Source organism: Salipiger sp. ABN3_019, from assembly GCF_056158605.1.
In genome coordinates, this window is record NZ_JBSWTP010000010.1 from 1183025 (window position 1) to 1207040 (window position 24016).

Sequence of the window (24016 nt, forward strand, 5' to 3'; positions counted from 1 at the left end):
TCATCAACTAAAGGAAGCCTGCCCGCTTTGAGTTGATGTGTCAACAATTCATGTTTGGGAGGAACAATCTTACTCGCCGTGCTCCTCTCTGGGGTCCGCCAAAATAGGAAACGCAAGCGACCTTGCGCTCGACGTCGGCCGGGATGCTGCCGCTGCCCGATTGTTGCGCGATCATCTGCCGCAAATGCCGCTAGGATCGTTTGATGGGAATTGAGCACTGAAACCGATGGCGCGAAGCTTATATGTAGCTTCGCATGCGGCCGATCTCCGCCGCGAGCGACAGCAGGGGATGAGGGCTGAGTGTGGCCTCAGCAGTTGACCCAGACAAGCCAGCGAGGCAAGTCGGCGTCGTGCGCCACCGATGTTGGCTTCCGGGCCCTTGGTCCCATTCGTGAGAACTCAAGGGTCGTTGCGACAGGCTCCGCTATCTCAGTTTCGCCATTTCCTCTATGAAGGCTTCTGCCGGGGTTCTCCAGCCGAGGCATTTTCGCGGTGTCGCATTCAATCTCTCGCTGATCTGCTTCATCTGGGGTCTCGAAAGCGAAGCGATTGGCGTGTCGCGGGGTAGGATCCGGCGGGCGGCATCAACCGCGGCCCCGCGATGAGCTTCGGCTTCATCGCCGGGCGCGACGCCGCGGAGTGCGGCGCATGAGCCGCAAGCTGAGCGTCACACATCTGACCGCCATCGACCTAGCGCCGCCGGCGCTGATCCGCTCCGCGGGCGAGGCGGCGCTCGACGGCGTCAGGCTGTACCGCAGCGCGCGACGCACGAGAGCCCGAGCCTTCAGCCGGGACGAGCTGATAGAGACCCGCCATGAACTACGGGACACCGGCCCCGAGGTTGCCGCCATCGAGTTCCTTCGGTTGCCCCCGAATCTGATCTGGTTGAGGACCCTGCCGTTCCTCGACACCGGTACCGAGCTCGGCGCTAGGCAGGTCATCGCCGCGCCCTACAAGAACGACCCGTCGCGCTAGCCCGGATCGCTTGCGACACTTCCCGAAGCGGCGGACACCCGGGGCCTGCGTGCCGTGTTGGTGTTTCCCACCAAGACCCCGGCGCCCGTCCTCTCCACCTGCCGGCGCGAAGGCGAGCTCCCGGTGCAGCGCCTCACGCGCATCCGCGGCGCAACGCTGGAGCTGTTCGCGAAGGCGCGCGATTAGCCCCGTCTCAGCCCTGCAGTCGGTCGAGAGCCGCTTGCGCATCCGTATTGCCCAACTCCGACGCCTGCGTGTAGAGCGTGATCGCCTTGTCGAGGTCCACCTGGACGCCCGCGCCGCGCTCGTAGAGCCTGGCCATACCGACCATACCTTCCGAGGCGATGATGTCGCCGCGCTTGGCGGAGGTTTCGTACCAGGTCATCGCTGCGGCGAAATCCTGCGCCACGCCCTCGCCCCGCTCGTAGGCCCGACCGAGGTAATACTGGCTGGTGATGTCCCCCGCCTCGGCGCCCTCGCCGAACCATTGCGCCGCCGCCTCGGCCTTGCCCTGCTCGAGCGCGATCAGCCCGAGATAGCGCGCTGCCTTGCGATCTCCCGCAGCCTCGGCTTGTTGGAAGCAGCTCAGCGCCTTGTCGAGGTCGGTCTCGACACCCAGCCCTTCCATCCAGATCTTGCCGAGGTAAAGGTACCCCTGGCTTTCACCCGCATCCGCCCCCTTCTGCGCCCAGTCGAGCCCGGCAGCATAGTCCGGCACGAGCCCGTCCGTACCTTCAAGGTTCAGCCGCGCAAGCTGAACATAGGCCTGCGATTTGCCCTCTTCCGCGGCCTGGGTGTAAAGCGCCAGCGCCAGCGCCCCGTCGCTGGCATCCCCTGCCCCCTTGGCCGCGGCGAGGACCGGATCGGAGGCCGCCTGCTGCGCCGTCAGTGCAGCGGGAGCAAACGCGAGAAGCGAGGAGATCAGAAGCGCGCGGAGCATCGGCTGTCCTATCCTGCCGGGGCGGAGAAAGAGGGCCGGCATTACGCGCCGGCCCGGAAGATCCATTCGCGGATCGGTTCGATCGTATAGGCGTAGCGCCAGGTGTTTGTGTGGCCGCTGCCGCTGTCTGTCCCGTCCCCCTCGTCGAATACGCTGCCCGCATCGAAGGTCACGAAATTGACCCGGGCGCCCTCGGCGTCGAGATCGTCGAAGGCAAAGCGGAACTGGTCGGCGCTCCACTTGGCATCCCAGACGGCGCGCGCCACCTCGGTGCCATCGGCCTCCAGCGCCTCGGTGATCGCGTTCTGGCCGGGGAAGGCCTTGCTGTCGTCCTGGCTCACCACGATGAACAGCCGGTTGCCGGCAATGGGAGCGACGAGCGATGCGTCCCACTGGCACGCGACCAGGAAGGAGGCGGCGAAGAAGTCGGGATACTTGATGTTCATCGCGATCGACATCATGCCGCCCCCGGACTGGCCGGTGGTGTAGCGCCGAGCCGGGTCTATGCTGTACTGCTCAGTCAACGCCTTGATCAGGTTGATCGTGGTGTCGAGCATCGAGGAGGTCTGCGAGGCGTCATCGGCGATGATCTCGGCGAATTGCGGCGCGAGCACGAAGCAGGGGCGCTTGGCCTGATCCTCGGGGCTAGCCCAGCAGATCGCCCCGAGCCCTTGCTTCAGGGTCATCAGGACACTACTACTGGTCGCCCCGGCATCATGCATGAAGTTGACCAGCGGGTAGGATTGGGCCGGGTCGTAATCTTTCGGCACATAGAGATTGTAGGCCAGCACATCGCCGGTCTCAGGGTCGGTCCATTCGAGCTGCCGGAAATCGTCGACGACGAGGTTGATCACCTCCGAGGTCTCCACGCTTTCGGCCGCTATACTGCCGCCCTCCGGCAGCGCGATCTCGGCCTGCTCCACCGTAGCCTCGGGCTCCAGCCAGGTCTTGCCGGCCTCCTCGGGATCGCCCGCCTTGCCCGGTCCGCCGCCACCGCCCGCATCATCCCCCGGCGCCGGGGCGTCATGGGAGACCTCTTCCAGCAGCGTCGCGCCCGCGTCATCGGGCGAGAGGGCGACGATCACCACGCTCCCCGCCTCGGCCCGGTCGGCGGGATCCTCGGAAGTGGCGGGGTAGACCTCGGTGACCGTACGCCCCGCGACACTGAACGCGTCAGACGATAGAGCGTCCGCCGTAATCGGCATCGGGTAGCTCACCGCCACGGCCACGAAACGCAGCCCGTCGCCATAGACCCGGGTGATCGCCGCCGCCTTGGCCGCGGCCGCGCCCTGCGCGAAGACCGGGGCGGAAACCGAGGCCATGGCCCCGGCCACACCGAGGCCAAGGAGAAACGTGCGGCGGGTGGGCTGTCCGATGGTCATGGAAACATCCTTTCTGCGCGAGCAGGGCGACGCACTTGCCTGCCCATATTTTTGGAACTACATAGGTTCCATAAATATGAAGCGATACCCCCATGTCAACTGATCCTGCGCAGGATTCCGCCGCGGTGCCGGCCCGCGGAAGACCCAGGCTGGTCTCGGACGAGGCCGGGCGTGAGCGGATTCTGCGGGCGGCAATGAGTGCCTTCATCGAAAAGGGTTTCGCCCGATCGACCACCACCGACATCGCCCGCCGCGCCGGCATGTCGAAGCGCGACCTCTACCGGCTCTTCGACGACAAGTCCGATTTGCTGTGCGAAGCCTTGGTCTCGCGTCGTCACCTAATCCTCGCGCTTCCCCGACCCGATGGCGAGGCGCTTGCGCCGCTGGACGCGCTGCGCCGCATCTTCCGGCTCGACCTCGAGGCCCGCGAAGCGGACGAGCGTGACGCGCTGATGAATTTCGTCGTCCGCGAGAGCCTGCTGTTTCCCGAGCTGAATGCCCTGCTCTACGACAGCGGCATCATCCGTTCGCGCGAGCTGCTGGTGGACTGGATCGAGGCACAGGTCGCGCAGGGCGTGCTGCCGCCGTTGCCGAGCCGGATGCTCGCCGGCCTGCTGATGGACGTGGTCTTCGGCGCCATGCTGCCGCGCCGGCAGCGCAAGGATCCGGTGGATCGGCAGCGGCAGGCGGACGACATCATGGTGCGGCTCGGGATCGTCCTGCGCGGACTTTGCCGATCCGCGGCAGCCGGAGGCGCCCAAGAATGAAGAACCCGACGACTTTCCGACGGAAAGCGCAGGCCTCTGCGTAGGACCCCTCATGTCACACAGCTCCCCTCCCACACCCGAGCCCCCCTCATCCGCGGCGCCAAGCCCCGTGGCCGCGCCTGGAAAACGGCGGCCGCGCGAGTTCAAGATCATCTTCGCCGGGCTGATCCTGGCTCTGGTGCTCGCCGCGCTCGATCAGAGCATCGTCAATACCGCCCTGCCCCGTATGGCCAGCGATCTCGGCGGGCTTGCCCACCTGTCGTGGGTGGTCACCGCCTTCATGCTCAGCTCGACCATCGCCACGCCCATCTTCGGCAAGCTCAGCGACATGTACGGGCGGCGCGGCTTCCTGCTGGGGTGCATTGCGCTGTTCATCTCGGCCTCGGCACTCTGCGGGCTGGCGCAATCCATGGGCCAGCTCATCGCTTTTCGCCTGCTACAGGGGGTCGGCGCGGGCGGGTTGATGACGCTGACGCAGACGGTGATCGCCGACGTGGTGCCTCCCCGCGAGCGAATGCGCTACCAGGGGTTCTTCACCGGGGCCTTCGCCTTTGCCAGCGTCTCGGGGCCGCTCATTGGCGGCGGCCTGACCACGGCGCTCTCGTGGCGCTGGGTGTTCTACGTCAACGTGCCAATCGGGCTGATCTCGCTCGGGCTGATCCTTGCCGGGCTGAAAGCGCAGCCGCGCACCCGCCGCCGCAACATCGACTACCTTGGCGCGCTGCTGCTGGCGTCAACCGCGACCTCGACGCTGCTGCTGTCCAGCTGGGCCGGCTCGGTCTTTCCTTGGGTCTCGGTCACGGCGCTCGGCCTTGCACTGACGGCCATAGTACTGCTCGCGCTGTTCCTCTGGCGCCAGCGCCGCGCCGCCGAGCCGATCATGAACCTTGCGCTGTTCCGCATCCCCAGTTTCACCATCGGCGCGGTCACCACTGGCTGCATGTCCTTCGCGATGATGAGCGCCATGGTCTTCTTGCCGCTCTACTTCCAGCTGGTGCTCGGACTCGACCCGGCGCAGGCCGGGCTGATGCTGCTACCGCAGATCACCGCCATGCTGCTGAGCTCTGTCCTCGGCGGACGCGCATCTTCGAGGATGGGCCGGCCCAAGCTGTTCATGACCGCCGGCATCGCGCTCGAGGCCGCCGGTCTCTGCTGCCTCGCGCTGCTGGCTCTTGAACAAGCGAGCATTCCCTATTTCCTCGGCGCGCTGGCGGTGCTCGGCCTTGGCATGGGGGTGGCCATGCCCAATGCTGTCGCCATCGTGCAGAACGCCGTGCCGCGCGGCACCATGGGCACCGCGACCTCGGGCATGTCCTTCATCCGCTCGCTCGGCGGGGCGCTCGGCGTCGCGGTGTCGGGCGGGGTGATGTCCGGACTGCTGGGCAGCAAGCTCGCCAACATAGGAGACCGGATCGACGTGCGCGCGGTGATCGACGGCGGCATGATGGAGATCGCCAAGCTGGCGCCCGGGGTGCAGGCCGAGGTGGCCGACGCCTTCCGCCAGGCGATCTCGGCCAGCTTCCTGATCGGCGGCATCGTGATGCTCTGCGCGCTGACCCTCGCCTCGCGGCTGCGCGGCACTGAGATGACCGACCCGCCCGCGGCGGCGCCAGATGCCGAGGATGCCGCCGCCTGACAAGGCTCCGAAGACAGAGACCCCAAGAAGGAAAGACCCTGACATGATACATCCCCGAGTTCCGCTGCCGGCCCTGCTCGCCGCGCTTTGCCTCACGCTTCCGGCGCAGCGCGCCGCGGCGCAATCCGAACTGGCCGAGCTGGACGTGGTCGCCCCGGTGCAGGGCTGCGCCGACCTTGCGAGCCTCGATCTCACCGGCATCGGCGGCGCGGGCAGCGCAATCACGTCAACCGCCGAGACCACCTCGGACGGCATCTCGGTCTGCTCGGTCGAGGGCACGCTCGCGCCCGAGATCAATTTCCAGCTGCTGCTGCCCACCGAGACCTGGACCCAGCGCTATTTGCAGGTCGGCTGTGGCGGGCTCTGCGGGCAGATCACGCTGCGGTCGGGCGCCTCGAACGGCTGTCAGGTGCTGAACGACGGCGGTTTCGTCATGGCCGCCACCGACATGGGACATACCGGCGGCAGGGGCGACGATGGCAGCTGGGGGCTCAATGCGCAGAAACGCGTCGATTTCGCCTATCGCGCCCAGCATCTGACTGCCGAGACCGCAAAGACGCTGATCGCCGCCTTCTACGGCCAGCCCGAGGCCTACGCCTATTTCAACGGCTGCTCGGACGGGGGGCGCGAGGCACTGATGGAGGCGCAGCGCTTCCCCGAGGATTTCGACGGGGTGATCGCCGGAGCGCCGGCACAGCTATTCCAGGTGCAGAACACGCTCTTCCACGGTTGGCAGGCCGCCTCGAACACCGATGCCGAAGGCAATGTGATCCTACTGGCGGACCGGCTGCCGGTGCTGCATGACGCGGTGCTCGCCGCCTGCGACGGCAACGACGGCGCGAGCGACGGACTCGTCGCGGAACCTGCCACTTGCAGCATCGACCTCGCCGCGCTCACCTGCGCCGAGGGGACCGACGACACTTCCGCCTGCCTCACCCCCGACGAGACCGAGGTCGCCCGGCGCTTCTATCAGGGCCCTACCGACCCCGAGACCGGCGCCCGCCTCACCGGTGGCCAGCCGCTCTACGGCTCTGAACTGGAGTGGGCCGGGGTCTATGTAGCCGAACAGGCCGATGGCAACCTGATGAGCTTAAGCGCCGCTGAGCCAGCGATCCGCTACCTGTCCTTCGACAGCCCCCGCCCCGACGCCACGATCGCCGATTTCGCCTTCACCGAGCAGACGCTGGACGCGCTGCGCCCCCGGCATCCGCTCTATGACGCGACCAACACCGATCTCTCGAGCTTCGAGGCCGCGGGCGGCAAGCTGATCCTCTGGCACGGGCTCGCCGATCCGCATATTTCGCCAGCCAATACCCTCGCCTACCATCAGGGCCTGATCACGCAGATGGGGTCCGAGGCCGTGGACGGCTTCGAACGGCTCTACCTACTGCCAGGCGTCGCCCATTGCGGCAATGGCGCGGGTCCGAGTAACCTCGATCTGCTGAGCGCCGCGATGGCCTGGGTCGAGCAGGGTTCGGCGCCCGACGCGATTATGACTAGCAGCGCGAGCGACAGCTCCAGCTTCGGCCAACCAGATTTCGCCGGGGACAGTGCCACCCCCACGCATGGCGCGTCCGAAGTCGCGCTGAAGGTGCCCATGACCCGCCCGGTCTATCCCTACCCTGCGGTTGCGGTCTACGACGGAACCGGCGATGTGAGCGACGCCGGCAGCTGGTCGAAGGGCGGGCCCGCCGAGGTGGTGGCGCTGCACGACTGGCCCGGGGCGGACCTCTTCGGAGCCTACCCGTTCATCGACGAGTAAACTGCAGAACGGCGCGGGCGGGCGGCGCGCCCTCCGCAGCTTCGGCGCAAACTCCAGCACAGCCGCAGCCGGAGAGGATATTGATACGTTCCTGCTGATCGGCAGGGGTTTTGCCGACGGCGGCCTCGATGGAAATGCGCCCATTCCCGACCACGCGGCGAAAAGAACGCAATTGTTGTGCCGTCTCGGTCTCGGCCAAACACTGCGAAAATCCGTGCGCCTCAACCCCGGTCGTGGCGCACAATGATCGCATCGGGGGCTGCGCGGGAGCGCGCTTTCTCCATGCATGTTATCTTAGCGAATTTCCGGGGCTCCAAGACCGCAGCGGGAGTACAAAAGCACTCCATCGACAATTCAATCCAAGACATGGCAGTTCCTTTACTCGTGCTGGGCAGGCGCCCGGAAAAAGCCGCAATGCGCCACGCACTGACCGCGGCAGATGTGGTGCCCATCGGTTGTTCTTGGAGCTTGCGGAGAAACGATCTGGGGTAAAACTTAGCGCATGCGTCCTAGCCACCTTGGCTGGCCTCGTGGCAAGTCGTGCGCAGGTGCTGCACAGAGAGACTTGCCACAGAATTGGAGCGCGACCTCATTGGCCGCGCTCCACGGCGATTGCATCAAAGATGCGCCCTCGCTCATACCATTCGACGGAGCAACCCGGTACGCCACCACAGCTGGTGCACCAAGACCCCACCCAAGTGAAGGCCAACAACCCAGAGAAGCACCGTCGTGGCGATTTCGTGCCACGCCGCAGCCTCCGGGACCCCGAGAAACCACGCAGTAAGCCCTAATACCGGAAGAGCAAACAGCAGAGCATACATAAGCCAGTGCGCCGTGCGGGCGAGCATACTCGCCCAATCAGGCTCGGCTGCTGGGAGCTTTGGCGATCCGCGCGAAAGCCGCAAAGTCAAACGCCACACCATGAGCAACAGCACTAGCGTGCCCACCGCGATGTGCGCTACGGAGGTCAGCGTATAGGCGCCTGCCTCGTCGCGCGAGATCGCGTTGAATGCTCCTCCCATTCTATCAAAGACAAGATACTGAAGTGCCAGAAGAAGAACGACGCTCCAGTGCAGCAGTTTTTGGATGCGCGAATATGAGTTGGCAGTCTCGGAGTTGCTCAGGTGCATGTGTGGTCTCCTGCGTGTCAGGTCAGATGGGTCTTGAACCAGTCAATGGTGCGCGACCACGCAAGCTCCGCCGCCTCTGCGTCGTAGCGCGGCGTCGAGTCGTTGTGGAACCCGTGGTTCGCCCCCTCGTAGATATGCGCCTTGTAAGTCTTGCCGTTCGCTTTCAGCGCCTCTTCATAGGCTGGCCAGCCAGCATTTACGCGCTCGTCAAGGCCACCGTAGTGCAGTAGAAGCGGCGCTTGAATCTTCGGCACGTCAGCGGCATCCGGCTGACGACCGTAGAAGGGCACCGCGGCCCCAAGCTCGGGATAGGCCACCGCCGCCGCGTTTGACACGCCGCCTCCGTAGCAGAATCCGGTGATGCCGACTTTTCCGGTCACGTCGTCATGCGCCATAAGGAATTCGACCGCTGCGAAGAAGTCGTTCATCAGCTTTTCGGGGTCCACCTGCTGCTGCAGGGCGCGACCCTCCTCGTCGTTGCCGGGATAGCCGCCGACCGGGCTCAGGCCGTCCGGGGCCATGGCGACAAACCCTGCCTTGGCCAGCCGACGGGCCACATCCTGAATGTAGGGGTTGAGTTCGCGGTTCTCATGCACCACCACGACACCCGGCGCGGTCTGCGCCCCGGTGGGGCGGACGAGATAAGCACGCATCTCTCCATGGCCATTTGGCGATGGATAGGTGATCCATTCGGCAAGGATGTCCGGATCGTTGAAGCTGACCTGCTCGGCCAGCGCGTAGTTCGGGCTCATCATTGACAGGATCGCCGCAGCGGTCAGCCCGCCGATGGCGAACTTGCCCGCACGGTCCAAAAATTCTCGCTTGGTGATCATGCCGTGGGCATAGAAATCGTAGAGCTCCAGCAACTCAGGGCTGAAGTCTCTTGCGGTCATCCGAGTCTGTTCGTTCATGGGTCTTCTCTCCTCTCCATGTGAGACCAATCTATCATTCAGCGGGAAGCGCTACTTCATCTTCCGAAGCGCGTCTGGGCCACGCACCCTCGACCAGCAGGTAGATCACCGGGGTCACGAACAGCGTCAGGACAAAGGCAAAGCTCAGCCCTCCGGTGATCACCATGCCGATGGCGGTGCGGCTTTCCGCGCCCGCCCCGGTCGCCAGCGCCAACGGCACCGCCCCGAGGACGGTGGCGATGGTGGTCATGGTCACCGGACGCAGACGGGTCACCGCGCCCTCGATCGCCGCCTCGCGCAGACCCCGGCCCTCTTCGCGCAGCTGGTTCGAAAACTCGACCATCAGGATGCCGTTCTTGGCCATCAGCCCGACCAGCAGCACCAACCCGACCTGGCTGAAGATATTGAGGCTCTGCCCCGAGAGCCAGAGCGCAAGCACCGCCCCCGCCAGCCCCAAGGGCACGGTCAGCAGGATCACCAGCGGCGTGCGAAAGCTCTCGAACTGCGCCGCCAGCACCAGAAAGACAATGGCCAGCGCCATGACGAAGACCGTGGTCATGCCGCCCGAGCTGCGCTGGAAATCCGCCGCCTGCCCGTCCCAGGCCAGCACCGCCCCGGCGGGCAGCGCCGCGACCGCCACCTCGACCCGCGCCATCACCTGCGCCAGATCGGCGCCCTCGACCATATCCGCCTCGATCTCGACCGAATGCACGCGGTTGTAGCGGTTGATCGCCGGCACCGAGGCCGAGGTCTCGATCTCGGCCACGGCCGAGAGCGGGATGAGATCGCCGCGCGCGTTGCGCATCAGGATCGGCAGCAGGTCCGCCGGGCTGTCGCGGTCTTCGGGCGCGGCCTGCAGGATCACCGGGTACTGACGGCCGGCGTCGCTGAATTCGCCCACGGTGCGCGAGGCAACCAGCGTGCGCAGCGTCTCGCCGATGGTTTCGGCATCCAGCCCCAGATCCTGCGCGCGCAGCCTATCGATGGTCAGCGTCGCGCCGGGCTGGTTCGCATCGTAGCCGGTCTCGACCCCGCTCAGCGCCGGATCGGCCTCGAGCGCCACCGCCAGTTCTTCGGCCCAAACGGCGGCCTCTTCGATGCTTGGCCCGCCCAGCATCAGCTCCAGCCCGCCGCGCCCCCCGCCTATGCCCAGCCCGCCGACCGGACGCACGAAGGTCTGCACCTCGGTAATGCCCGATAGCGGCCCGCGCAGCCCGGCAATGACCTCCTGCACGCTTTGCGCGCGCGCCTCCCATGGCGCGAGGCTGACCAGCAACATGGCGCGGCGCAGCTCGCCCCAGCTGCCGACGATGGTGGTCACGTTGGTGACCGTGCCCGTATCGCGCAGCGGCTGCAGCAGCGCCTCGACCCGGCGCGTCGCGGCGTCGGTATAGGCAAGGCTCGAGCCTTGCGGCGCGGTGATAAGGATCTGCAGGCGGCCGCGGTCTTCCTCGGGGGTCACCTCCTGCGGCAGCGCGAGATAGAGCGCGGCGGCGGCGGCCACCGCAAAGGCGGTCAGCCCCAGCAAAAGCTCGGGCAGGCGCAGCACCGCTGCGAGCCCGGCGCGATAGCCGCGCTCCAGACCCGCGACCACCGCATCGACACCACGGGTCAGCAGGTTCGGACGGTCGTCGCGCGGCATCAGCCGCGCCGCCAGCACCGGCGACAGGCTGAGCGCGACAAAGCCCGAGACCGAGACCGCCACCGCCAGCACGATGCCGAACTCGGCAAAGATCTGGCCGACCTCGCCCTCCATGAAGCTGACCGGCAGGTACACCGCGACCAGCACGGCGGTGGTGGCGATCACCGCGAAGTTCACCTGATTGGCGCCGCGCCGGGCGGCCTCGGCGCGCGAGGCACCGGCGGCGCGGTGGCGCTGGATGTTCTCGAGCACGACGATGGCATCGTCGACCACCAGCCCGATCGCGAGGATCATGGCAAAGAGCGTCAGGATGTTCAGCGTGAATCCAAGCAGCGACATGGCCAGCGCCGCGCCAAGGATCGACACCGGGATGGTGACCACCGGCACCAGCGACAGCCGCGCCGATCCGAGGAACAGGAAGATCACCGCGGTCACCAGCACCACCGCCTCGAAAAAGACATGCGCAACCTCGCTGAGCGTGGTCTCGATGAACAGCGCCTCATCGGTGGTGATCTCGAGCGCCATGCCCTCGGGCAGGCTCGCGCGGATCGCCGCGACCTCGGCCTTGACCGCCTGCGAGATGGCGACCGTGTTGGCCTGCGCCTGCGGCTGGATACCGAGCCCCAGCCCGGTCACCCTGTCCGAGCGGAACATGCTGTCGGAGTTCGAGGGCGCCTGCTCGATCCGCGCCACATCGCCAAGCCGCAGCGGCCGGCTGCCCGTGTCCGAGATCACCAGCGCGGCAAAATCCGACACCGAGCTCAGCCGGGTGCGCGCCAGCAGCTGCAGCTGCCGCGCGCCGGTCTCGATCTCGCCGGCGGGCAGCTCGATATTGTTGGCCTGCAGTGCCGAGGCGATGTCATCGGGGGTGATGCCATGCGCCGCCATCAGCCCGGCATCGAGCCACACCCGCATCGCCGGGGCGCGCTCGCCGTAGATGGCCGCATTGGCGACCCCGGGCAGACGCCCAAGCCGGTCCGTGATGAAGCGTTCGGCGTAATCCGAAAGCTCGAGCGCGCTCAACCGGTCGGACGAGAGGCTGAGCCGGACCACCGGATCGCCCTCGCTGTCGTTCTTTTCCACCTCGGGCGCATCGGCACCATCTGGCAGATCCTCGACGACGCGGTCGATGGCGGTGCGCACGTCGTTGGTGGCGCCGTCGATATCGCGCGAGGGGTCGAAGATCAGCACCGTGCGCGAACCGCCGCGCTCGCTCTCGGTGGTCATGCTCTGCAGCCCAGAGATGCCCGCCAGCGCGCCCTCGATCACCGCGGCGACCTGGCTGTCAACCACATCCGGGGCCGCGCCGGTGTAATCGACGCTGACGGTAACCTCGGCGGTATCGACCTGCGGCAGCTCGCGCACGGGCAGGCGGCTCAGCGCCACGGCACCGATCAGCACGATCAGCAGGTTGAGCACCGTCGCCAGCACCGGGCGGCGGATCGAGAGGTCGGGCAGGCTCATCCCTGCACCTCGTCCGGCAGTGCCGAGGCGGCGCTCTGCCCGATCTCGACCTCGGCGCCATCCGATAGGCCATGCAGGTTGCTGAGGATGACCTCGGCACCATTGGGCAACCCTCCAGCAACCTCGATCAGCCCGCCCTGCTGCGCCCCGGTCCGCACCTCGAGACGGCGGGCACGGCCCGCTTCGACGATGTGGATGTAGCTCTGCGCCCCCGAGACGGTCAGCGCCGCCTCGGGCACCATCGGCGCGCGGCGCTCCTCAAGCACCAGCGACACCCTCAGGAACATGCCCGGCGCGAGGCGGCGATCCTCGTTCGGCACCTCGGCGCGCAGCGCGATCGACCGCGAACTGGCGTCGATCCGGGTGTCGATGGCACTGAGCCGCCCGGTGAAGGTCTCGCCGGGGTAGGCCGGCGAGCTGAGCGACACCGCCTGCCCCCGCGCGAGCTGCGCGAGAAAGCGTTCGGGCACGCTGAACGCCACCTCGACCAGCGTCAGGTCGTCCAGCGTCGTCACCTCGGTGGTGCTGTCGACAAGCTGGCCATGCGACAGCTCGGTGAAGCCCACAACGCCGCCGAACGGAGCCCGCAGTTCACGGTCGTCCAGCGCGATCTGCGCCATGTCGCGATCCGCCTCGGCGCGCAGCAGCGCGGCGCGCGCGGCCTGCAGCGTGGCCTCGGCGGCGCTACCGCTCTGCTCGAGGCGCAGCTGGCGGTCATAGGCGGCCTGCGTCTCAGCCCGGGTTGCCTCTGCCGAGGCAAGGCCGGCACGCGCGGCACTATCTTCCAGCCGCAGCAAGACTTCCCCCTCGCGCACCTCGTCACCGGGGCCAAAGGCGATCTCGGCTATGCGGCCGCTGGCCGCCGGATGCAGGGTAACAGACTGCCGCGCCCGTGTGGTGCCCACCGCGTCGACGGTCTCTGCCAGCTGCATGGTCGTGACCCGGCTCACCTTGACCACCGTCGCGCCGTCGCGTTGTCTGGACTGCGCCGCCGCGGCGGCCTCGGGCGCGGTGGCCGCGAGCATGTCGCCGGTGAAGACGAAGCCGCCGACACCGGCAGCCCCCAGCAGGACGAGGCCGAACATGACCCTGGCTATGCGCATCCGTTCAACTCCCCGGGTTTGCGTCACGCGAGGCAGGCCGAGGCCTGCCGCCAAGCGGCGAGGCGCACATGCCTGCCGCAGATTACTAGCTGTGAAACTGCGCCGCTCGCGGCAGTGCAGCAACCAAACTTAAAGTGTCGCAGGCGTGGCCCCCACTTCAGGAAAACCTCAGGGAGCAGGCCTAATCTGTGTGGTTGCGAGGCGCCCGGCCCGCGGACCCTGATGAAAGACCACCTCGGCATGGAGCCCTCCCAAATCGACAGCGCGGCTGAGCCGCACATCGGCGGGAATGCGCGCCGCGACCGAGGCGACAATCGACAGGCCAAGACCCGCCCCTGCGGATGTCGAGCCTGCCCCGCGCCGAAACCGCTGAAAGAGCGCGGCGCGCTCGGTCTCGGGGATGCCCGGCCCGGCATCCTCGACGCACAGCCACGCCCCCCCATCCCCAGCCACGCCTGGCGGGCCGCAGCTGATACGGATCGGCCCCGCGCCGTGGTGGATCGCATTTTCCACGAGGTTGCCGACCAGCATCTCAAGATCGGCGGGGAAGGCGCGTACCTTCGCCGGAGTGCAATCCGTCTCGATCTCGCGATCCAGCCGTACCGCGAGGGGAAAAAGCTCCGAGACGATCTTTGTCACCTCCGCCGCGAGGTCCAGTTCGGGCGTATCGCCGGAGCCCGACGCATCGGCGCGCGCCAGCCGCAAGAGTTGCTGCTCGAGCCGTGTCGAGCGCTCCACACCGCGCATCACCTGCTCAAGGGCGGCCCGATCCTCGGCATCGAGCCGGCTGTGGTCAATTGTTTCGACCTGCGCCCGTATCGCGGCGAGCGGGGTGCGCAGCTCATGGCTGGCGTCGGCGACGAACCGCCGCTCGGCCTCGAACGCCTGACCCAGCCGCCCCAGAAGATGGTTGAGCGCTCGAACCAAGGGTACCAGCTCGGCGGGGAGCCTTTCCGAGCCGACCGGGTCGAGCGCGTCGGGATGCCGGACCTCGAGGGCCTCGCGCAGCGCCTCGAGAGGACGCAGTGCCCGGGAGATCGCCAGCACCAGCACCGCGATCATCCCAGCCAGACCCAAGGCCAGCGGCAGCGCGGCACCGCCCACGATGGCGGTGATCAGCTGACGCACCTCGACACGGCGGATGCCGGTGATGACCCGGATGGTACCGTCGTGCGCATCAGCCTGCGCAAGGTAGAACTCGGCGGTGCCGTCGCCCTCGGCCGGGACATCCACCAGCCCGGGAGGGGCCGTCGCCGATCGCAAGATCGGTGCACCCTCACGCTCTACGATGACAAAGATGTTCCGATCACGCCGCGCATGCATGCTTTCGATCACAGCCTCGGGGCTGATCGCGCGCGCATCCAGAACCTCAGCCGTGGTATGGGCAAGCTGCTCAATCTGGTCGAGATAGGACTCCTCGATCTCGTCCCAGCTTCGCATCAGAATGAAGGCGCTGGCGACGAACCAGACCAGAATCAATGACGGTACGGCTACTCGGATCAGGCGGCGGCGCAGGCTCGCAGGGGCGTCGAGCATGGTGGCTAGGGAACCATGTAGCCGACACCACGCAGAGTGCGGATCGTCTTGGCCCCGACTTTGCGGCGCAGCGAGGAGACATACACCTCAACGGTGTTGCTTTCGGCGCCGTCCTCCCAACCGTAGAGCATCTGCTCGATCTGGGTTTTGGGAACCACTTTGCCGCGCCGCTCAGCCAAGTAGGCGAGCAAGCGGTATTCCTTTTGCGGAAGATGCAGCCTTTGGCCATCGCAGGTCACAGAATGCGCCCCGAGATCGAGGCTCAGATGCCCCAGTTCGATGCGATCGTCACCGCGCCCCTGCGCTCGCCGAAGCAGCGCTCGGCAGCGCGCCAGCAATTCGCCGGTATCGAAGGGTTTCAGCAGGTAGTCGTCGGCCCCGAAGTCAAGTCCGCGAATGCGGTCCTCAATGCCATCGCGGGCGGTCAGGATCAGGACTGGAGTGCTGTCGCGGCGGTCGCGCAGGTCACGCAGCACCGAAAGCCCGTCACGGCCCGCCAGACCGAGGTCGAGCATGACCAGATCGAAGCCCCCGCCGCGCAAGATGTCGTCGGCCTCGGCACCATTTCGAACCCATGTGATATCGAAGCGGGCACGGCCGAGGCTCTTGGTCAGCGCGTCGCCCACGATCGGATCATCTTCGACCAGCAAGATGCGCATTGCCACTCCATTGCTCGAAAACCATGCCCTGTAGACCTCAAAGCTGAAGCCAAGCTGAAGCCGCGATGTAGTGGCTCTCTGCTATTTCGAAAACCCAAAGACTTGAAATCGTCTATTTTGGTACGTATACCGTACCTCAATGAGACAAGGAGTCCACACCCAAGGATGACGACAGATCCCGACAGCGCTGCGCAGAATAAGGCACGCCGCGGCCGCCCCAGAACTGTGAGCGATGCCGATCTACGGCAACGCCTGCTCGCAGCGGCCATGCAGGTGTTTGTCGCACGCGGCTTTGCTCGGGCAACCACCGAAGACATTGCACGAGAAGCCAAGGTCTCGAAACGCGATCTCTACCGCGTCTACGACGACAAGACTGCGCTCTTCGCCGAGACGATCCGGGCGCGAAAGCACCTTATCCTCGGGCTGCCACGCCCGTCCGGCGACGTGTTGCGCGGGCGCGGAGCGATGCGCGCGGTGTTTCGGCTCGATCTGTCCGAGAACGACGCGAACGAGCGCGACGCGATGCTCGGCCTAATCGCGCGCGAGAGTCTCTTGCTGCCGGAATTGAACGCCCTTCTCTACGACAGCCGCATCCTGGAATTGCGTGAGCTGCTGATTGACTGGCTGCATGGCGAAATCCGCGCCGGGCGCTGGCCCGTCTGCGCGGTTCCTAACGTCGCCGGGATGATGATGGATGTTGTCTTCGGCGCACTGCTACCTCGACGCAGGCCAAAAGCTGGGGTCGACCGTCAGCGCCAGGCCGAAGAAATCCTCGACCGGTTGGAAATCCTGCGCTTGGGCCTAGAGGCCCAGGCGCGAGGAGATTCACCATGAATCCCCCAGATACCCGTATTGCGGCGGTGATGGCCCGGCTCGAAGCGCGGCGCGACGCCGAACGCTCGAACGGCCGCGTGCGGATCACCGACGATGCTGGTCGCGACCTGCGCATGCGGTCGATCGGCCCCGAGGCAGGGCAGCTTCTGAACGTGCTGCTGCGCAGTCTCGAACGACCCCGCGCACTCGAACTGGGGTCTTCATTCGGGTATTCCGGGCTCTGGCTGGCCGAGGCTGCGCGGGCGAGCGGCGGCCATGTGCTGTCGCTGGAATGCGATCTGCACAAGTCCGAACACGCCCGGGAAATGGCGGCAGAGGCCGGGCTGACGCCCCATATCGAGTATCGGAGCGGCGACGCCCTGGAGATCCTCCAGTCTCTCGAAGGTCCGATAGATTTCGTTTTCCTCGACCTTTGGAAAGACCTTTACCTGCCCTGCCTCGAGCTCTTCGCACCCAAGCTTGCGCCAGGGGCAATTATCGTTGCCGACAATATCTCGCGGCCCAGCTCGGACGCGATCCGCGCATATGTCGACCGCGTGCGCAGCATACCGCAGATGCAAAGCCTCCAGCTGCCGGTGGGCAGTGGGAAGGAAGTCTCCCGCTTTCAGCCAGATGCCTAACATCCAGCGAGCCATCCCCCGGGCCCGGCCCGATTACACGTTCAGAGGGTATCATGACACGTACACTTCTCTCGCTCGCCGCCACGTTGCTGGCAACACCCATCCTCGCCCAGGACATCCCCGCCGACATTGCGGCGCTCGCCGATACCATCGGGCTCGAAGAGGCCCGCTGGCACCCCGGGCGCGAGCAGGCAGATCTTGACGGGATGCTGGGCGGTATTCGGGTCGAGCTCGACTTTCACCGTGGAGGGGCACTCGAAGAAATCGAAGCGCATCACGATGGCCTCTTCGATGCGGCACTTATCGAGCCGGTCCTGCCGCAGGCGCTAGTCCAAAGCCCCGATTACCCCAAAGGCGCGCGACTGAATAAGGTCGAGTTGAAAGAGGATGAATTCGAACTCGAGGGACGCGCCGCCGAAGGCACCTGGTTTGAAGCAAAGTTTCGCCGTGATGGCACCCTCGAAAAATGGGACCACAAATGAGCGTGCAGAGCATGATCGGATCCGGAGCCGCCATGGTCACCGTCGGGGCCCTCACTGTCTGCATCGTCGGCGCTGTCACGACCAGCGCCACACTGGCGCAACGACGCAGCCTGCAAACCCCGCCCGTTGACATCGCGCTAAAACAGAACTTTGAGACCCCCACCGCCGATGCCCAGACCCGTGCCCTTGTCGGCGCCGCGCGGGGCTTTCTCGCAACGCTCAGCGATGTCCAGAAGAGCAACGCAATCTTTCCCCTCGACGACAACACCCAGCGCGCCAACTGGTCGAACTTTCCCGATGGGGCGGTGGAGCGCGGCGGCGTCATGCTGGGAGACCTGAACCCACAGCAGGAGGCCGCGCTCGACTCGCTGCTCGCGACGTTGCTCAGCGAGGAGGGCGTACAGAACATTCGCTGGCAGTTGATTGCCGAAGATCAGCTCGGCACCGGCGGGCGGGTCAATTTCGGCAGTGCTTATTATTACATCTCTTTTCTGGGCATGCCGTCTGAAGAGGCGCCATGGATGCTCCAGTTCGGTGGTCACCATTTGGCGATCAATGCCACGGTGAACGGCCCCGATGTGAGCTTTTCGCCCATGCTCACCGGTGGCGAGCCCCTAAACATTGAGGTGGATGGCAGACCTGTCTACATCACTGCGCGCGAGACCGAAGCGGCGCTTGCCCTAGTGCAGAGCCTGACTGACACCCAGCGGGCCGAGGCGATCCGCGGGGACCAGCCGATCAACCTGCTGCTCGGCCCCGGAGAATTCGGAACCACCGTTGCGCCCGAAGGCATCGCGGCCAGTGACCTGGATGCCACCCAGAGGCAGCTGCTTTTGGAGGTCATCACCGCCCGGCTCGGTTTCATCAACGCCGACGATTTCGCCGCCAAGATGGAACTTGTTGCCACCGATCTTGACCAGACATGGTTCGGATGGTGGGGCCCGGTCGGGGCTCCCGGATCGGCGTATTTCCGCGTGACGGGCCCTTCGCTAGTGCTGGAATACTCTCCGCAAGGACGCGACGGCGAAGCCACGGATCACGCGCACAACATGTACCGCGACCCGCAAAATGACTACGGCGTCCGTTGGGTCGCGCAATGAGACCGCTCAGCCCCTTCGCCTTGCTTGCGGGGCTCGCCATTCCGGCACCGCTGCAAGCGCACCCGCACAGCACCATCGACCAGCAGGTTCTCTTCTCGGTCGGGACGAGCGGCGCGACACTGCGGGTGGTGATTATGCCCTCCTCTACCGAAGGCGCCGCGATCTTTGCCCATATCGACAGCGACGGGGACGGCATCGCCTCTGACCGGGAAGTGGCCACCTTCGCCGCGCGGCTCGCAAGCCAGCTGCAGCTGTCGCTCGATGGGGCGTCCGTGCCTCTTGGGCTGCCCAAAGGCGATGTGCCCGGCGCGGCCGACGTCGCTGCGGGAAGCGGCATGATCATCGTCACGACTGCAGCGAGCTATGCGCCTCTCGATCAAGGGCCGCACGAAATGACCCTACGGGTCTCTTATGAAGATCTGTCGCACGACTGGTTCATTCAGCCCTTCTTGCAGGAGGCCCTGCTTGATCGGGGTGCGCCACCTGGCATTTCGCGCAGCGACGGTGGCAGGCTTCTGACACTGCGCTTAGGTGCCAACTGAAACGACCTACCCACTGCCGCCGGGCTGAGCCGGCGGTTCGCACTCTTCGCTCGCCAGACACGGTCCAGCCAGCCCGACCTACCGAAGGACACCGTTAATGGCAATTTCCCGTCGCGCTGCGCTGACCGGCCTGACCGCTGCCGGCCTATCTTTGCCCGCACTGCGGGGCCTTGCGGCTCCGGGTCACCGGCCACCCCTGCCCCGCCCCCCCACCCTTGCGCCCGGAGAGACCCTGACCGCGACCCGCGCCCGCCTGCCCTTCACCACGCCGGAAAGCGGCGGATACGGCTACAACCACACCAGCCCCGGCCCGCTGATCCGCGTCCGCAGGGGGGAAGAGTTCCGCATCCGCACCGGCAATGCGCTGGACACCGAGACCACCTTTCACTGGCACGGGCTGATCTGCCCCACCGAGGCCGATGGCCAGCCGCAAAACCCGCTGCTGCCCGGTGACACCTGCGAGATCGCCTTTCCGATCCGCCAGCGCGCCGGGCTCAGCTGGTACCACCCGCATCCGCATGGCGCGACCGCAACTCAAGCTTGGCACGGGCTGGGCGGATTCTTCGTGATCGAGGACGACGAGGAAGACGTGTTGAACCTTCCCTCCGGCCAAGATGAGCTTCTGCTGGTGCTGCGCGACATGCAGCTCGATACGCTGGGCCGCATCTTTTACCCGGGCAATACCGATGGCTCCGAGGGCACGCTGCCCATGGTCAACGGCGTGGTGAACCCGCGCACCACGGCCCTTGACCGGCAGATCCGCTTGCGTCTGCTGAACGGGGCGAACGCCCGGGTCTTCCGGCTGACCGCAGACGCGCCGATGATGCTGATCGGCAATGACGGCGGGTTGCTCGAGGCCCCGGTGCCAGTCGAGGAAATCCAGATGGGCCCGGCCGAGCGCATCGACCTGATCCTCGATCTGCGCGGCCTCGCGCCCGGCAGCGTGGTCGGCCTGCGCGACGCCGATTTCACCGCCGCGTTGCTGGAAATAGAAGTGCAGCCTGGCCAGCCAGATCCCTTCGAGCTGCCCGAACGCCTGTCGCATATCGACGCCCTCGTACATGACGGCTCCGAGCCCGACCGCATCTTCACTTTCCAGGGCGACAACATGATAAACGATCAGCCTTTCGAACCACGACGGATTGATTTTGCCGCGCAGTTCGGGAAAGTGGAGCGCTGGCGCTTCCAATCGGCTCAGGGCGCGCCGCATCCGATCCATGTGCATGGCACGCATTTCCAGATTATCGAGCGCAGCGGCCGGGGCCGCACCGAGATCGAGCCCTGGGAACGGGGGTGGAAGGATACAGTGCTGAAATGGGCCCCCGAGCAGGTCGATGTGCTGGTGCGCTTCGACGCCTATGAAGGGCGATACCTGCTGCACTGCCACAAACTCGAACACGAGGATGGCGGCATGATGCTCAATTTCGTGGTAGGCAAGGACCCCAAGTCGGCGCTCGAAAAGGCCCGGCTGGAGGCGCTTTACGGGCCCATCTGCACAACGCTTTGACGGAGTAAGGGCGGCGGCGCGCCGTCCGCAGCCGCCGCCGCCCGGTCCTCAGCTATAGGCACCGGCAGAGTAGGTCAGCTCATAGCTGTGCGAATAAAGCTCGAAGACGATGCCGAACGGGTCTTCGACATAGACCATCCGATAGGGTTTCTCGCCCGGGAAATACTCGCGGACCGGCATCCGCTGCCGCCCCCCCGCCGCGACGATGCGCGCCAGCAGCCCTTCGAGATCCGGGTCCTGGATCGCAAAGTGGAACAGTCCCACCTGCCGGTGAGGCAGGTTGTCCTCGGGCGGATAGCTGCGCGGAAATTCAAAGAGCTCGAAGCCGATACGATCCGCGGTGGACATATGCGCGATGCGGAACGTTCCCCAGCCCGGGCCGAAGACGTCGTTGCACATGATGCCGATGTCGCTGTCGTCCTCGGCGATCTCGGTCGGCTCCATGATCAGGTAAAAGCCCATCACGTCGCGGTAGAATGCGACCGCCTTGTCAAGATCGGGCACCGAAAGCCCGATGTGGGAGAATGTTCTGGGAGTGGTCTGGGTCATGGCGCGCTCTTTGCTTTGCCTGTGTTGCTGGTGCTCCTCATATGGGCCTTGCGGGCCGCACAGAGAAATTATCATATATATTGAAAATCATAACAAACTGGAATGATTGTGCTCAACTCGGTATGGCTGCACAGCTTCGTCACCCTTTGCGAGACAGGCCATTTCACCCGCGCGGCGGCGCGCCTCAATATGACGCAGCCCGGGATTTCGCAGCATCTGCGCAAACTCGAAGAGCAGGTTGGCGCGCCGTTGATTTCCCGCGACGGCAAGAGCTTTACCCCGACCCCGGCCGGAGAGGCGGTGCTGGCAATCGGTCAGCGCAGGCGCATCGAAGAGGCGCGGCTGCGTGACGAGCTCCTTCAGGACGCGCCGGAAACGGGCGAGGTCAAGGTGGGCTGCTCAGGCTCCATAGCCTTGCTTCTTCTGCCGCCGCTCATGGCATTGATGCGGCGCGCGCCGCAGCTTCTGATCCGCCTGGAGGCGGCCCCCCAGCCACGGCTCATCGAAGGCGCGACACAGGGGAGTTTTGATCTTTGTGTCATCAACAGCGCGCCCGGAAACCTGCGGCTCGAGGGCGCTCAGGTCGGCACTGACAGGCTCTGCCTCGCGCTGCCTCCCGGCAGTACCGAGCAACCCACGTTCGACGCACTCCAGGAACTCGGCTTCATCGGCCATCCCGATGGTGCAGCCTATGCCGACGAAGTGCTGTCGCTGAATTTTCCCGGCGACTACCCGGGGCCGGAGCGGCTGCGCCTGCGGAGCTTCGTCAATCAGATCGGCCAGATTGCGGACCCTGTGGCGCAGGGCATCGGCTATACGGTGCTGCCACAAAGCGGGCTTGATGCCTACGCGGGACGCCGCCGCCTGACGCTGGCGCGGTTCGACGCCGAGGTGCGCCACCCGCTCTGGCTGGTCCACCGCCGGTCGCGCGTGTTGCCCGCCCGCGCCGAAACCGTGGCGCAGGTGATACGCAGTGCCCTGAAAAACCTGTGACAGTGTGCGCCGCCGACAGCTTGCCGGCGGCCGGGCGGGACGAAGGTCCCGCTCTGAACCGTGGCAGTCAGGACCCTATTGGGCGGCGGTGATGCGGCTCAGCCGGTCGCCGGTCGGGTCGTCCTCGCCGCGCGACTTGTTGACCACGTAGACATGGCCGGTGCCATCGTGGGTCAGGTGGTTCGGGGTGCTGCCCACATCGAGATTGGCGAGGATCTCGCCCTCGGGCGACACCACCACCACCGCATGCGCGCCGCGCAGCGCAACGAAGACATTGCCGCTCTGCGGTTCGACCGTGACGTTGAGCGGGTTGGCTCCGACATTGACCGCGCCGAGCTGCTCGCCGCTCTCGGCATCGAGGATGGTGAGCATGTCGTTGCCCTGCCCCACGGTGTAGACGCGGCTGCCGTCGGCACTGGCTGCGAGCCCGATGGTCGACACCGAGCCATCCACCGCGAAGCCGCCGCTCTGGCTGCCACTGGCCAGATCGATCACCGCCACTTCCTCGCTGCGCAGGCTCGACACGAAGAGCTTACCCGTATCTTCCGCCAGCGCGAGGCTGGCGCTGGCGAAGGTCTGGCCGCGGCGGCTCGACGCCAGTTCGATCTGCGCCACCTCTTCGAGGGTTTCAGTGTCGAAGACATGCACATAGGGCTCGAAGGTCGCGCTGACGTAGACCTTGTCGCCATGCGCCACCGCGTCGCGCGGATGGCCCACCGCCTCGGGCGGGAACTGCTTGATCAGCGACAGGTCTTCGGCGTCGTAAACGGCGACAGTGTTCTGCCGGGTGTTGGTCACCCAGACTTGCCCGGCGTCTTCTGCAACGCCGACGCCATAGACCGCGAACAGCCCGCCGTCGCTGCCGTCGGCGCGCGCCGGGGCGGCCTCGGGCGACACTTCGGCCAGCACCTCGAGCGTTGCCGGGTCGAGCTTGGCGAGCGCGCTCTGCTTCACCGGCGGGCGGCCCACCGCGCCGGTGACATAGAGCGCCTGATCGGTCACCGCCACCTGGTAGGGGTTGCGCACCGCGGGGGCCGAGGTCACCTCGAACAGCTCGGTGCCGAGCGGTTCCAGCGCGCGCGACACCTTGAGATCGAAGGTCAGCGCATAGGGTGCCGCGCCGCCAAGCTCGGCGACCACCGGGTAGAGCCCAGGGGCCGCGCCCTCGGGGATGGTGATCTCGGCGCTGAAGCCGCCCTCGGCATCGGCCTCATAGGCGGTGCCCCCGTTCAGCGCCTCGCCGTTCTGGCGCAGCATCACCGGCTGGTTCGGCGCGAAGCCGTTGCCGTTGATCCGCGCGGTGCCGCCCGCGAGGATCGGGCCGCGATCCGGCCCCGAGGCCCCGAGCCGCCCATCGAAACCGCCAAGCGCAGTGAAGGGGTCAGCCGCGGCGCCGCCGGCCAGCAGCGCTGCCAGGGCGGCCCCACCCAGTGCGCGCTTCAGCGCGCCGGTTGCAGAATTCCGTGTCATTGTATCGCCTCT

At 66.2% G+C, this 24016-nt stretch carries 22 protein-coding genes and 1 pseudogene; 11 read left to right on the forward strand and 12 right to left on the reverse strand.

What is annotated here, in order from left to right; translation table 11 throughout:
* Positions 1 to 424 precede the first annotated feature (424 nt).
* Positions 425 to 580, reverse strand: a pseudogene (locus ACXAD2_RS27595) (IS30 family transposase); the annotation flags it as partial.
* A 68-nt stretch (positions 581 to 648) separates the two neighbouring features.
* Here ACXAD2_RS27595 and ACXAD2_RS27600 point away from each other — a divergent pair.
* A complete protein-coding gene (locus tag ACXAD2_RS27600) occupies positions 649 to 975 on the forward strand; it encodes a hypothetical protein (RefSeq protein ID WP_475177882.1) in 327 nt (108 codons plus the stop codon).
* Between the two features lie 193 nt (positions 976 to 1168).
* On the opposite strand, the gene ACXAD2_RS27605 is transcribed toward ACXAD2_RS27600, so the two are convergent.
* Both ACXAD2_RS27605 and ACXAD2_RS27610 read right to left on the reverse strand, forming a co-directional pair.
* A complete protein-coding gene (locus ACXAD2_RS27605) occupies positions 1169 to 1915 on the reverse strand; it encodes a tetratricopeptide repeat protein (RefSeq protein ID WP_475177886.1) in 747 nt (248 codons plus the stop codon).
* Positions 1916 to 1956: 41 nt separating this feature from the next.
* Positions 1957 to 3297 carry a hypothetical protein gene (locus ACXAD2_RS27610; RefSeq protein ID WP_475177892.1) on the reverse strand — a complete coding sequence of 447 codons (1341 nt, stop codon included), beginning with the start codon at positions 3295 to 3297 and terminating at the stop codon, positions 1957 to 1959.
* A 92-nt stretch (positions 3298 to 3389) separates the two neighbouring features.
* On the opposite strand from ACXAD2_RS27610, the gene ACXAD2_RS27615 reads away from it, so the two are divergent.
* The 3 genes from ACXAD2_RS27615 to ACXAD2_RS27625 all read left to right on the forward strand — a co-directional run bounded on the left by ACXAD2_RS27615 (position 3390) and on the right by ACXAD2_RS27625 (position 7462).
* Complete coding sequence (locus ACXAD2_RS27615) at positions 3390 to 4064, forward strand: TetR/AcrR family transcriptional regulator (RefSeq protein WP_475177893.1); 675 nt, start codon at positions 3390 to 3392, stop codon at positions 4062 to 4064.
* A 109-nt stretch (positions 4065 to 4173) separates the two neighbouring features.
* Entirely contained in the window at positions 4174 to 5700 is a 1527-nt protein-coding gene (locus ACXAD2_RS27620; RefSeq protein ID WP_475177895.1) for an MDR family MFS transporter, read from the forward strand.
* Positions 5701 to 5743: 43 nt separating this feature from the next.
* A complete protein-coding gene (locus tag ACXAD2_RS27625; RefSeq protein WP_475177901.1) occupies positions 5744 to 7462 on the forward strand; it encodes a tannase/feruloyl esterase family alpha/beta hydrolase in 1719 nt (572 codons plus the stop codon).
* Here the strand turns inward: ACXAD2_RS27625 and ACXAD2_RS27630 are convergent.
* The 7 genes from ACXAD2_RS27630 to ACXAD2_RS27660 form a co-directional block, all read right to left on the reverse strand.
* Positions 7449 to 7661: a hypothetical protein gene (locus ACXAD2_RS27630; RefSeq protein ID WP_475177903.1), complete on the reverse strand. Its 213-nt coding sequence runs from the start codon at positions 7659 to 7661 to the stop codon at positions 7449 to 7451. The genes ACXAD2_RS27625 and ACXAD2_RS27630 overlap by 14 nt on opposite strands.
* A gap of 436 nt (positions 7662 to 8097) precedes the next feature.
* Positions 8098 to 8592, reverse strand: a complete 495-nt coding sequence (locus tag ACXAD2_RS27635; RefSeq protein WP_475177905.1) for a cytochrome b — start codon at positions 8590 to 8592, stop codon at positions 8098 to 8100.
* Between the two features lie 17 nt (positions 8593 to 8609).
* Positions 8610 to 9503: a YghX family hydrolase gene (gene yghX, locus ACXAD2_RS27640; RefSeq protein ID WP_475177907.1), complete on the reverse strand. Its 894-nt coding sequence runs from the start codon at positions 9501 to 9503 to the stop codon at positions 8610 to 8612.
* Positions 9504 to 9537: 34 nt separating this feature from the next.
* Complete coding sequence (locus ACXAD2_RS27645; protein WP_475177908.1) at positions 9538 to 12609, reverse strand: efflux RND transporter permease subunit; 3072 nt, start codon at positions 12607 to 12609, stop codon at positions 9538 to 9540.
* Positions 12606 to 13712, reverse strand: a complete 1107-nt coding sequence (locus ACXAD2_RS27650) for an efflux RND transporter periplasmic adaptor subunit (RefSeq protein ID WP_475177912.1) — start codon at positions 13710 to 13712, stop codon at positions 12606 to 12608. Before ACXAD2_RS27650 ends, ACXAD2_RS27645 begins: the two co-directional genes overlap by 4 nt.
* 168 nt (positions 13713 to 13880) lie before the next feature.
* Positions 13881 to 15248 (reverse strand): ATP-binding protein, encoded by a 1368-nt coding sequence (locus ACXAD2_RS27655; protein WP_475177916.1) that lies wholly within the window; start codon positions 15246 to 15248, stop codon positions 13881 to 13883.
* Positions 15249 to 15253: 5 nt separating this feature from the next.
* Positions 15254 to 15907: a response regulator gene (locus ACXAD2_RS27660; protein ID WP_475177921.1), complete on the reverse strand. Its 654-nt coding sequence runs from the start codon at positions 15905 to 15907 to the stop codon at positions 15254 to 15256.
* Between the two features lie 165 nt (positions 15908 to 16072).
* On the opposite strand from ACXAD2_RS27660, the gene ACXAD2_RS27665 reads away from it, so the two are divergent.
* From ACXAD2_RS27665 to ACXAD2_RS27690, 6 genes are all read left to right on the forward strand, one after another.
* Positions 16073 to 16741 (forward strand): TetR/AcrR family transcriptional regulator, encoded by a 669-nt coding sequence (locus tag ACXAD2_RS27665; RefSeq protein ID WP_475177925.1) that lies wholly within the window; start codon positions 16073 to 16075, stop codon positions 16739 to 16741.
* Positions 16738 to 17361, forward strand: coding sequence for an O-methyltransferase (locus ACXAD2_RS27670; protein ID WP_475177929.1), 624 nt, complete (start codon positions 16738 to 16740; stop codon positions 17359 to 17361). The genes ACXAD2_RS27665 and ACXAD2_RS27670 overlap by 4 nt, the downstream gene beginning before the upstream one ends.
* A 53-nt stretch (positions 17362 to 17414) precedes the next feature.
* Complete coding sequence (locus tag ACXAD2_RS27675) at positions 17415 to 17843, forward strand: hypothetical protein (RefSeq protein ID WP_475177933.1); 429 nt, start codon at positions 17415 to 17417, stop codon at positions 17841 to 17843.
* The gene (locus tag ACXAD2_RS27680; RefSeq protein WP_475177936.1) at positions 17840 to 18943 is read left to right on the forward strand and encodes a DUF3500 domain-containing protein; all 1104 of its coding nucleotides are present in this window, start codon (positions 17840 to 17842) and stop codon (positions 18941 to 18943) included. The genes ACXAD2_RS27675 and ACXAD2_RS27680 overlap by 4 nt, the downstream gene beginning before the upstream one ends.
* Entirely contained in the window at positions 18940 to 19485 is a 546-nt protein-coding gene (locus ACXAD2_RS27685; protein WP_475177941.1) for a hypothetical protein, read from the forward strand. The genes ACXAD2_RS27680 and ACXAD2_RS27685 overlap by 4 nt, the downstream gene beginning before the upstream one ends.
* Positions 19486 to 19582: 97 nt before the next feature.
* A complete protein-coding gene (locus ACXAD2_RS27690; protein WP_475177943.1) occupies positions 19583 to 20992 on the forward strand; it encodes a multicopper oxidase family protein in 1410 nt (469 codons plus the stop codon).
* A 48-nt stretch (positions 20993 to 21040) separates the two neighbouring features.
* Here the strand turns inward: ACXAD2_RS27690 and ACXAD2_RS27695 are convergent, their stop codons facing one another.
* A complete protein-coding gene (locus ACXAD2_RS27695; RefSeq protein WP_475177947.1) occupies positions 21041 to 21541 on the reverse strand; it encodes a lactoylglutathione lyase family protein in 501 nt (166 codons plus the stop codon).
* 102 nt (positions 21542 to 21643) lie between these two features.
* Between ACXAD2_RS27695 and ACXAD2_RS27700 the strand changes: the two genes are divergently transcribed.
* A complete protein-coding gene (locus tag ACXAD2_RS27700) occupies positions 21644 to 22534 on the forward strand; it encodes a LysR family transcriptional regulator (protein ID WP_475177951.1) in 891 nt (296 codons plus the stop codon).
* A 75-nt stretch (positions 22535 to 22609) separates the two neighbouring features.
* Here ACXAD2_RS27700 and ACXAD2_RS27705 read toward each other — a convergent pair whose 3' ends face one another.
* Positions 22610 to 24004 carry a YncE family protein gene (locus ACXAD2_RS27705; protein WP_475177955.1) on the reverse strand — a complete coding sequence of 465 codons (1395 nt, stop codon included), beginning with the start codon at positions 24002 to 24004 and terminating at the stop codon, positions 22610 to 22612.
* Positions 24005 to 24016 lie beyond the last annotated feature (12 nt).

Excerpts from the sequence above, each read along its gene's own strand:
- ACXAD2_RS27600 (WP_475177882.1), top strand. The coding sequence starts at position 649 with ATGAGCCGCAAGCTGAGCGTCACACATCTGACCGCCATCGACCTAGCG.
- ACXAD2_RS27605 (WP_475177886.1), bottom strand. The coding sequence starts at position 1,915 with ATGCTCCGCGCGCTTCTGATCTCCTCGCTTCTCGCGTTTGCTCCCGCT.
- ACXAD2_RS27610 (WP_475177892.1), bottom strand. The coding sequence starts at position 3,297 with ATGACCATCGGACAGCCCACCCGCCGCACGTTTCTCCTTGGCCTCGGT.
- ACXAD2_RS27615 (WP_475177893.1), top strand. The coding sequence starts at position 3,390 with ATGTCAACTGATCCTGCGCAGGATTCCGCCGCGGTGCCGGCCCGCGGA.
- ACXAD2_RS27625 (WP_475177901.1), top strand. The coding sequence starts at position 5,744 with ATGATACATCCCCGAGTTCCGCTGCCGGCCCTGCTCGCCGCGCTTTGC.
- ACXAD2_RS27635 (WP_475177905.1), bottom strand. The coding sequence starts at position 8,592 with ATGCACCTGAGCAACTCCGAGACTGCCAACTCATATTCGCGCATCCAA.
- yghX (WP_475177907.1), bottom strand. The coding sequence starts at position 9,503 with ATGAACGAACAGACTCGGATGACCGCAAGAGACTTCAGCCCTGAGTTG.
- ACXAD2_RS27645 (WP_475177908.1), bottom strand. The coding sequence starts at position 12,609 with ATGAGCCTGCCCGACCTCTCGATCCGCCGCCCGGTGCTGGCGACGGTG.
- ACXAD2_RS27650 (WP_475177912.1), bottom strand. The coding sequence starts at position 13,712 with ATGCGCATAGCCAGGGTCATGTTCGGCCTCGTCCTGCTGGGGGCTGCC.
- ACXAD2_RS27655 (WP_475177916.1), bottom strand. The coding sequence starts at position 15,248 with ATGCTCGACGCCCCTGCGAGCCTGCGCCGCCGCCTGATCCGAGTAGCC.
- ACXAD2_RS27660 (WP_475177921.1), bottom strand. The coding sequence starts at position 15,907 with ATGCGCATCTTGCTGGTCGAAGATGATCCGATCGTGGGCGACGCGCTG.
- ACXAD2_RS27665 (WP_475177925.1), top strand. The coding sequence starts at position 16,073 with ATGACGACAGATCCCGACAGCGCTGCGCAGAATAAGGCACGCCGCGGC.
- ACXAD2_RS27670 (WP_475177929.1), top strand. The coding sequence starts at position 16,738 with ATGAATCCCCCAGATACCCGTATTGCGGCGGTGATGGCCCGGCTCGAA.
- ACXAD2_RS27675 (WP_475177933.1), top strand. The coding sequence starts at position 17,415 with ATGACACGTACACTTCTCTCGCTCGCCGCCACGTTGCTGGCAACACCC.
- ACXAD2_RS27680 (WP_475177936.1), top strand. The coding sequence starts at position 17,840 with ATGAGCGTGCAGAGCATGATCGGATCCGGAGCCGCCATGGTCACCGTC.
- ACXAD2_RS27685 (WP_475177941.1), top strand. The coding sequence starts at position 18,940 with ATGAGACCGCTCAGCCCCTTCGCCTTGCTTGCGGGGCTCGCCATTCCG.
- ACXAD2_RS27690 (WP_475177943.1), top strand. The coding sequence starts at position 19,583 with ATGGCAATTTCCCGTCGCGCTGCGCTGACCGGCCTGACCGCTGCCGGC.
- ACXAD2_RS27695 (WP_475177947.1), bottom strand. The coding sequence starts at position 21,541 with ATGACCCAGACCACTCCCAGAACATTCTCCCACATCGGGCTTTCGGTG.
- ACXAD2_RS27700 (WP_475177951.1), top strand. The coding sequence starts at position 21,644 with ATGATTGTGCTCAACTCGGTATGGCTGCACAGCTTCGTCACCCTTTGC.
- ACXAD2_RS27705 (WP_475177955.1), bottom strand. The coding sequence starts at position 24,004 with ATGACACGGAATTCTGCAACCGGCGCGCTGAAGCGCGCACTGGGTGGG.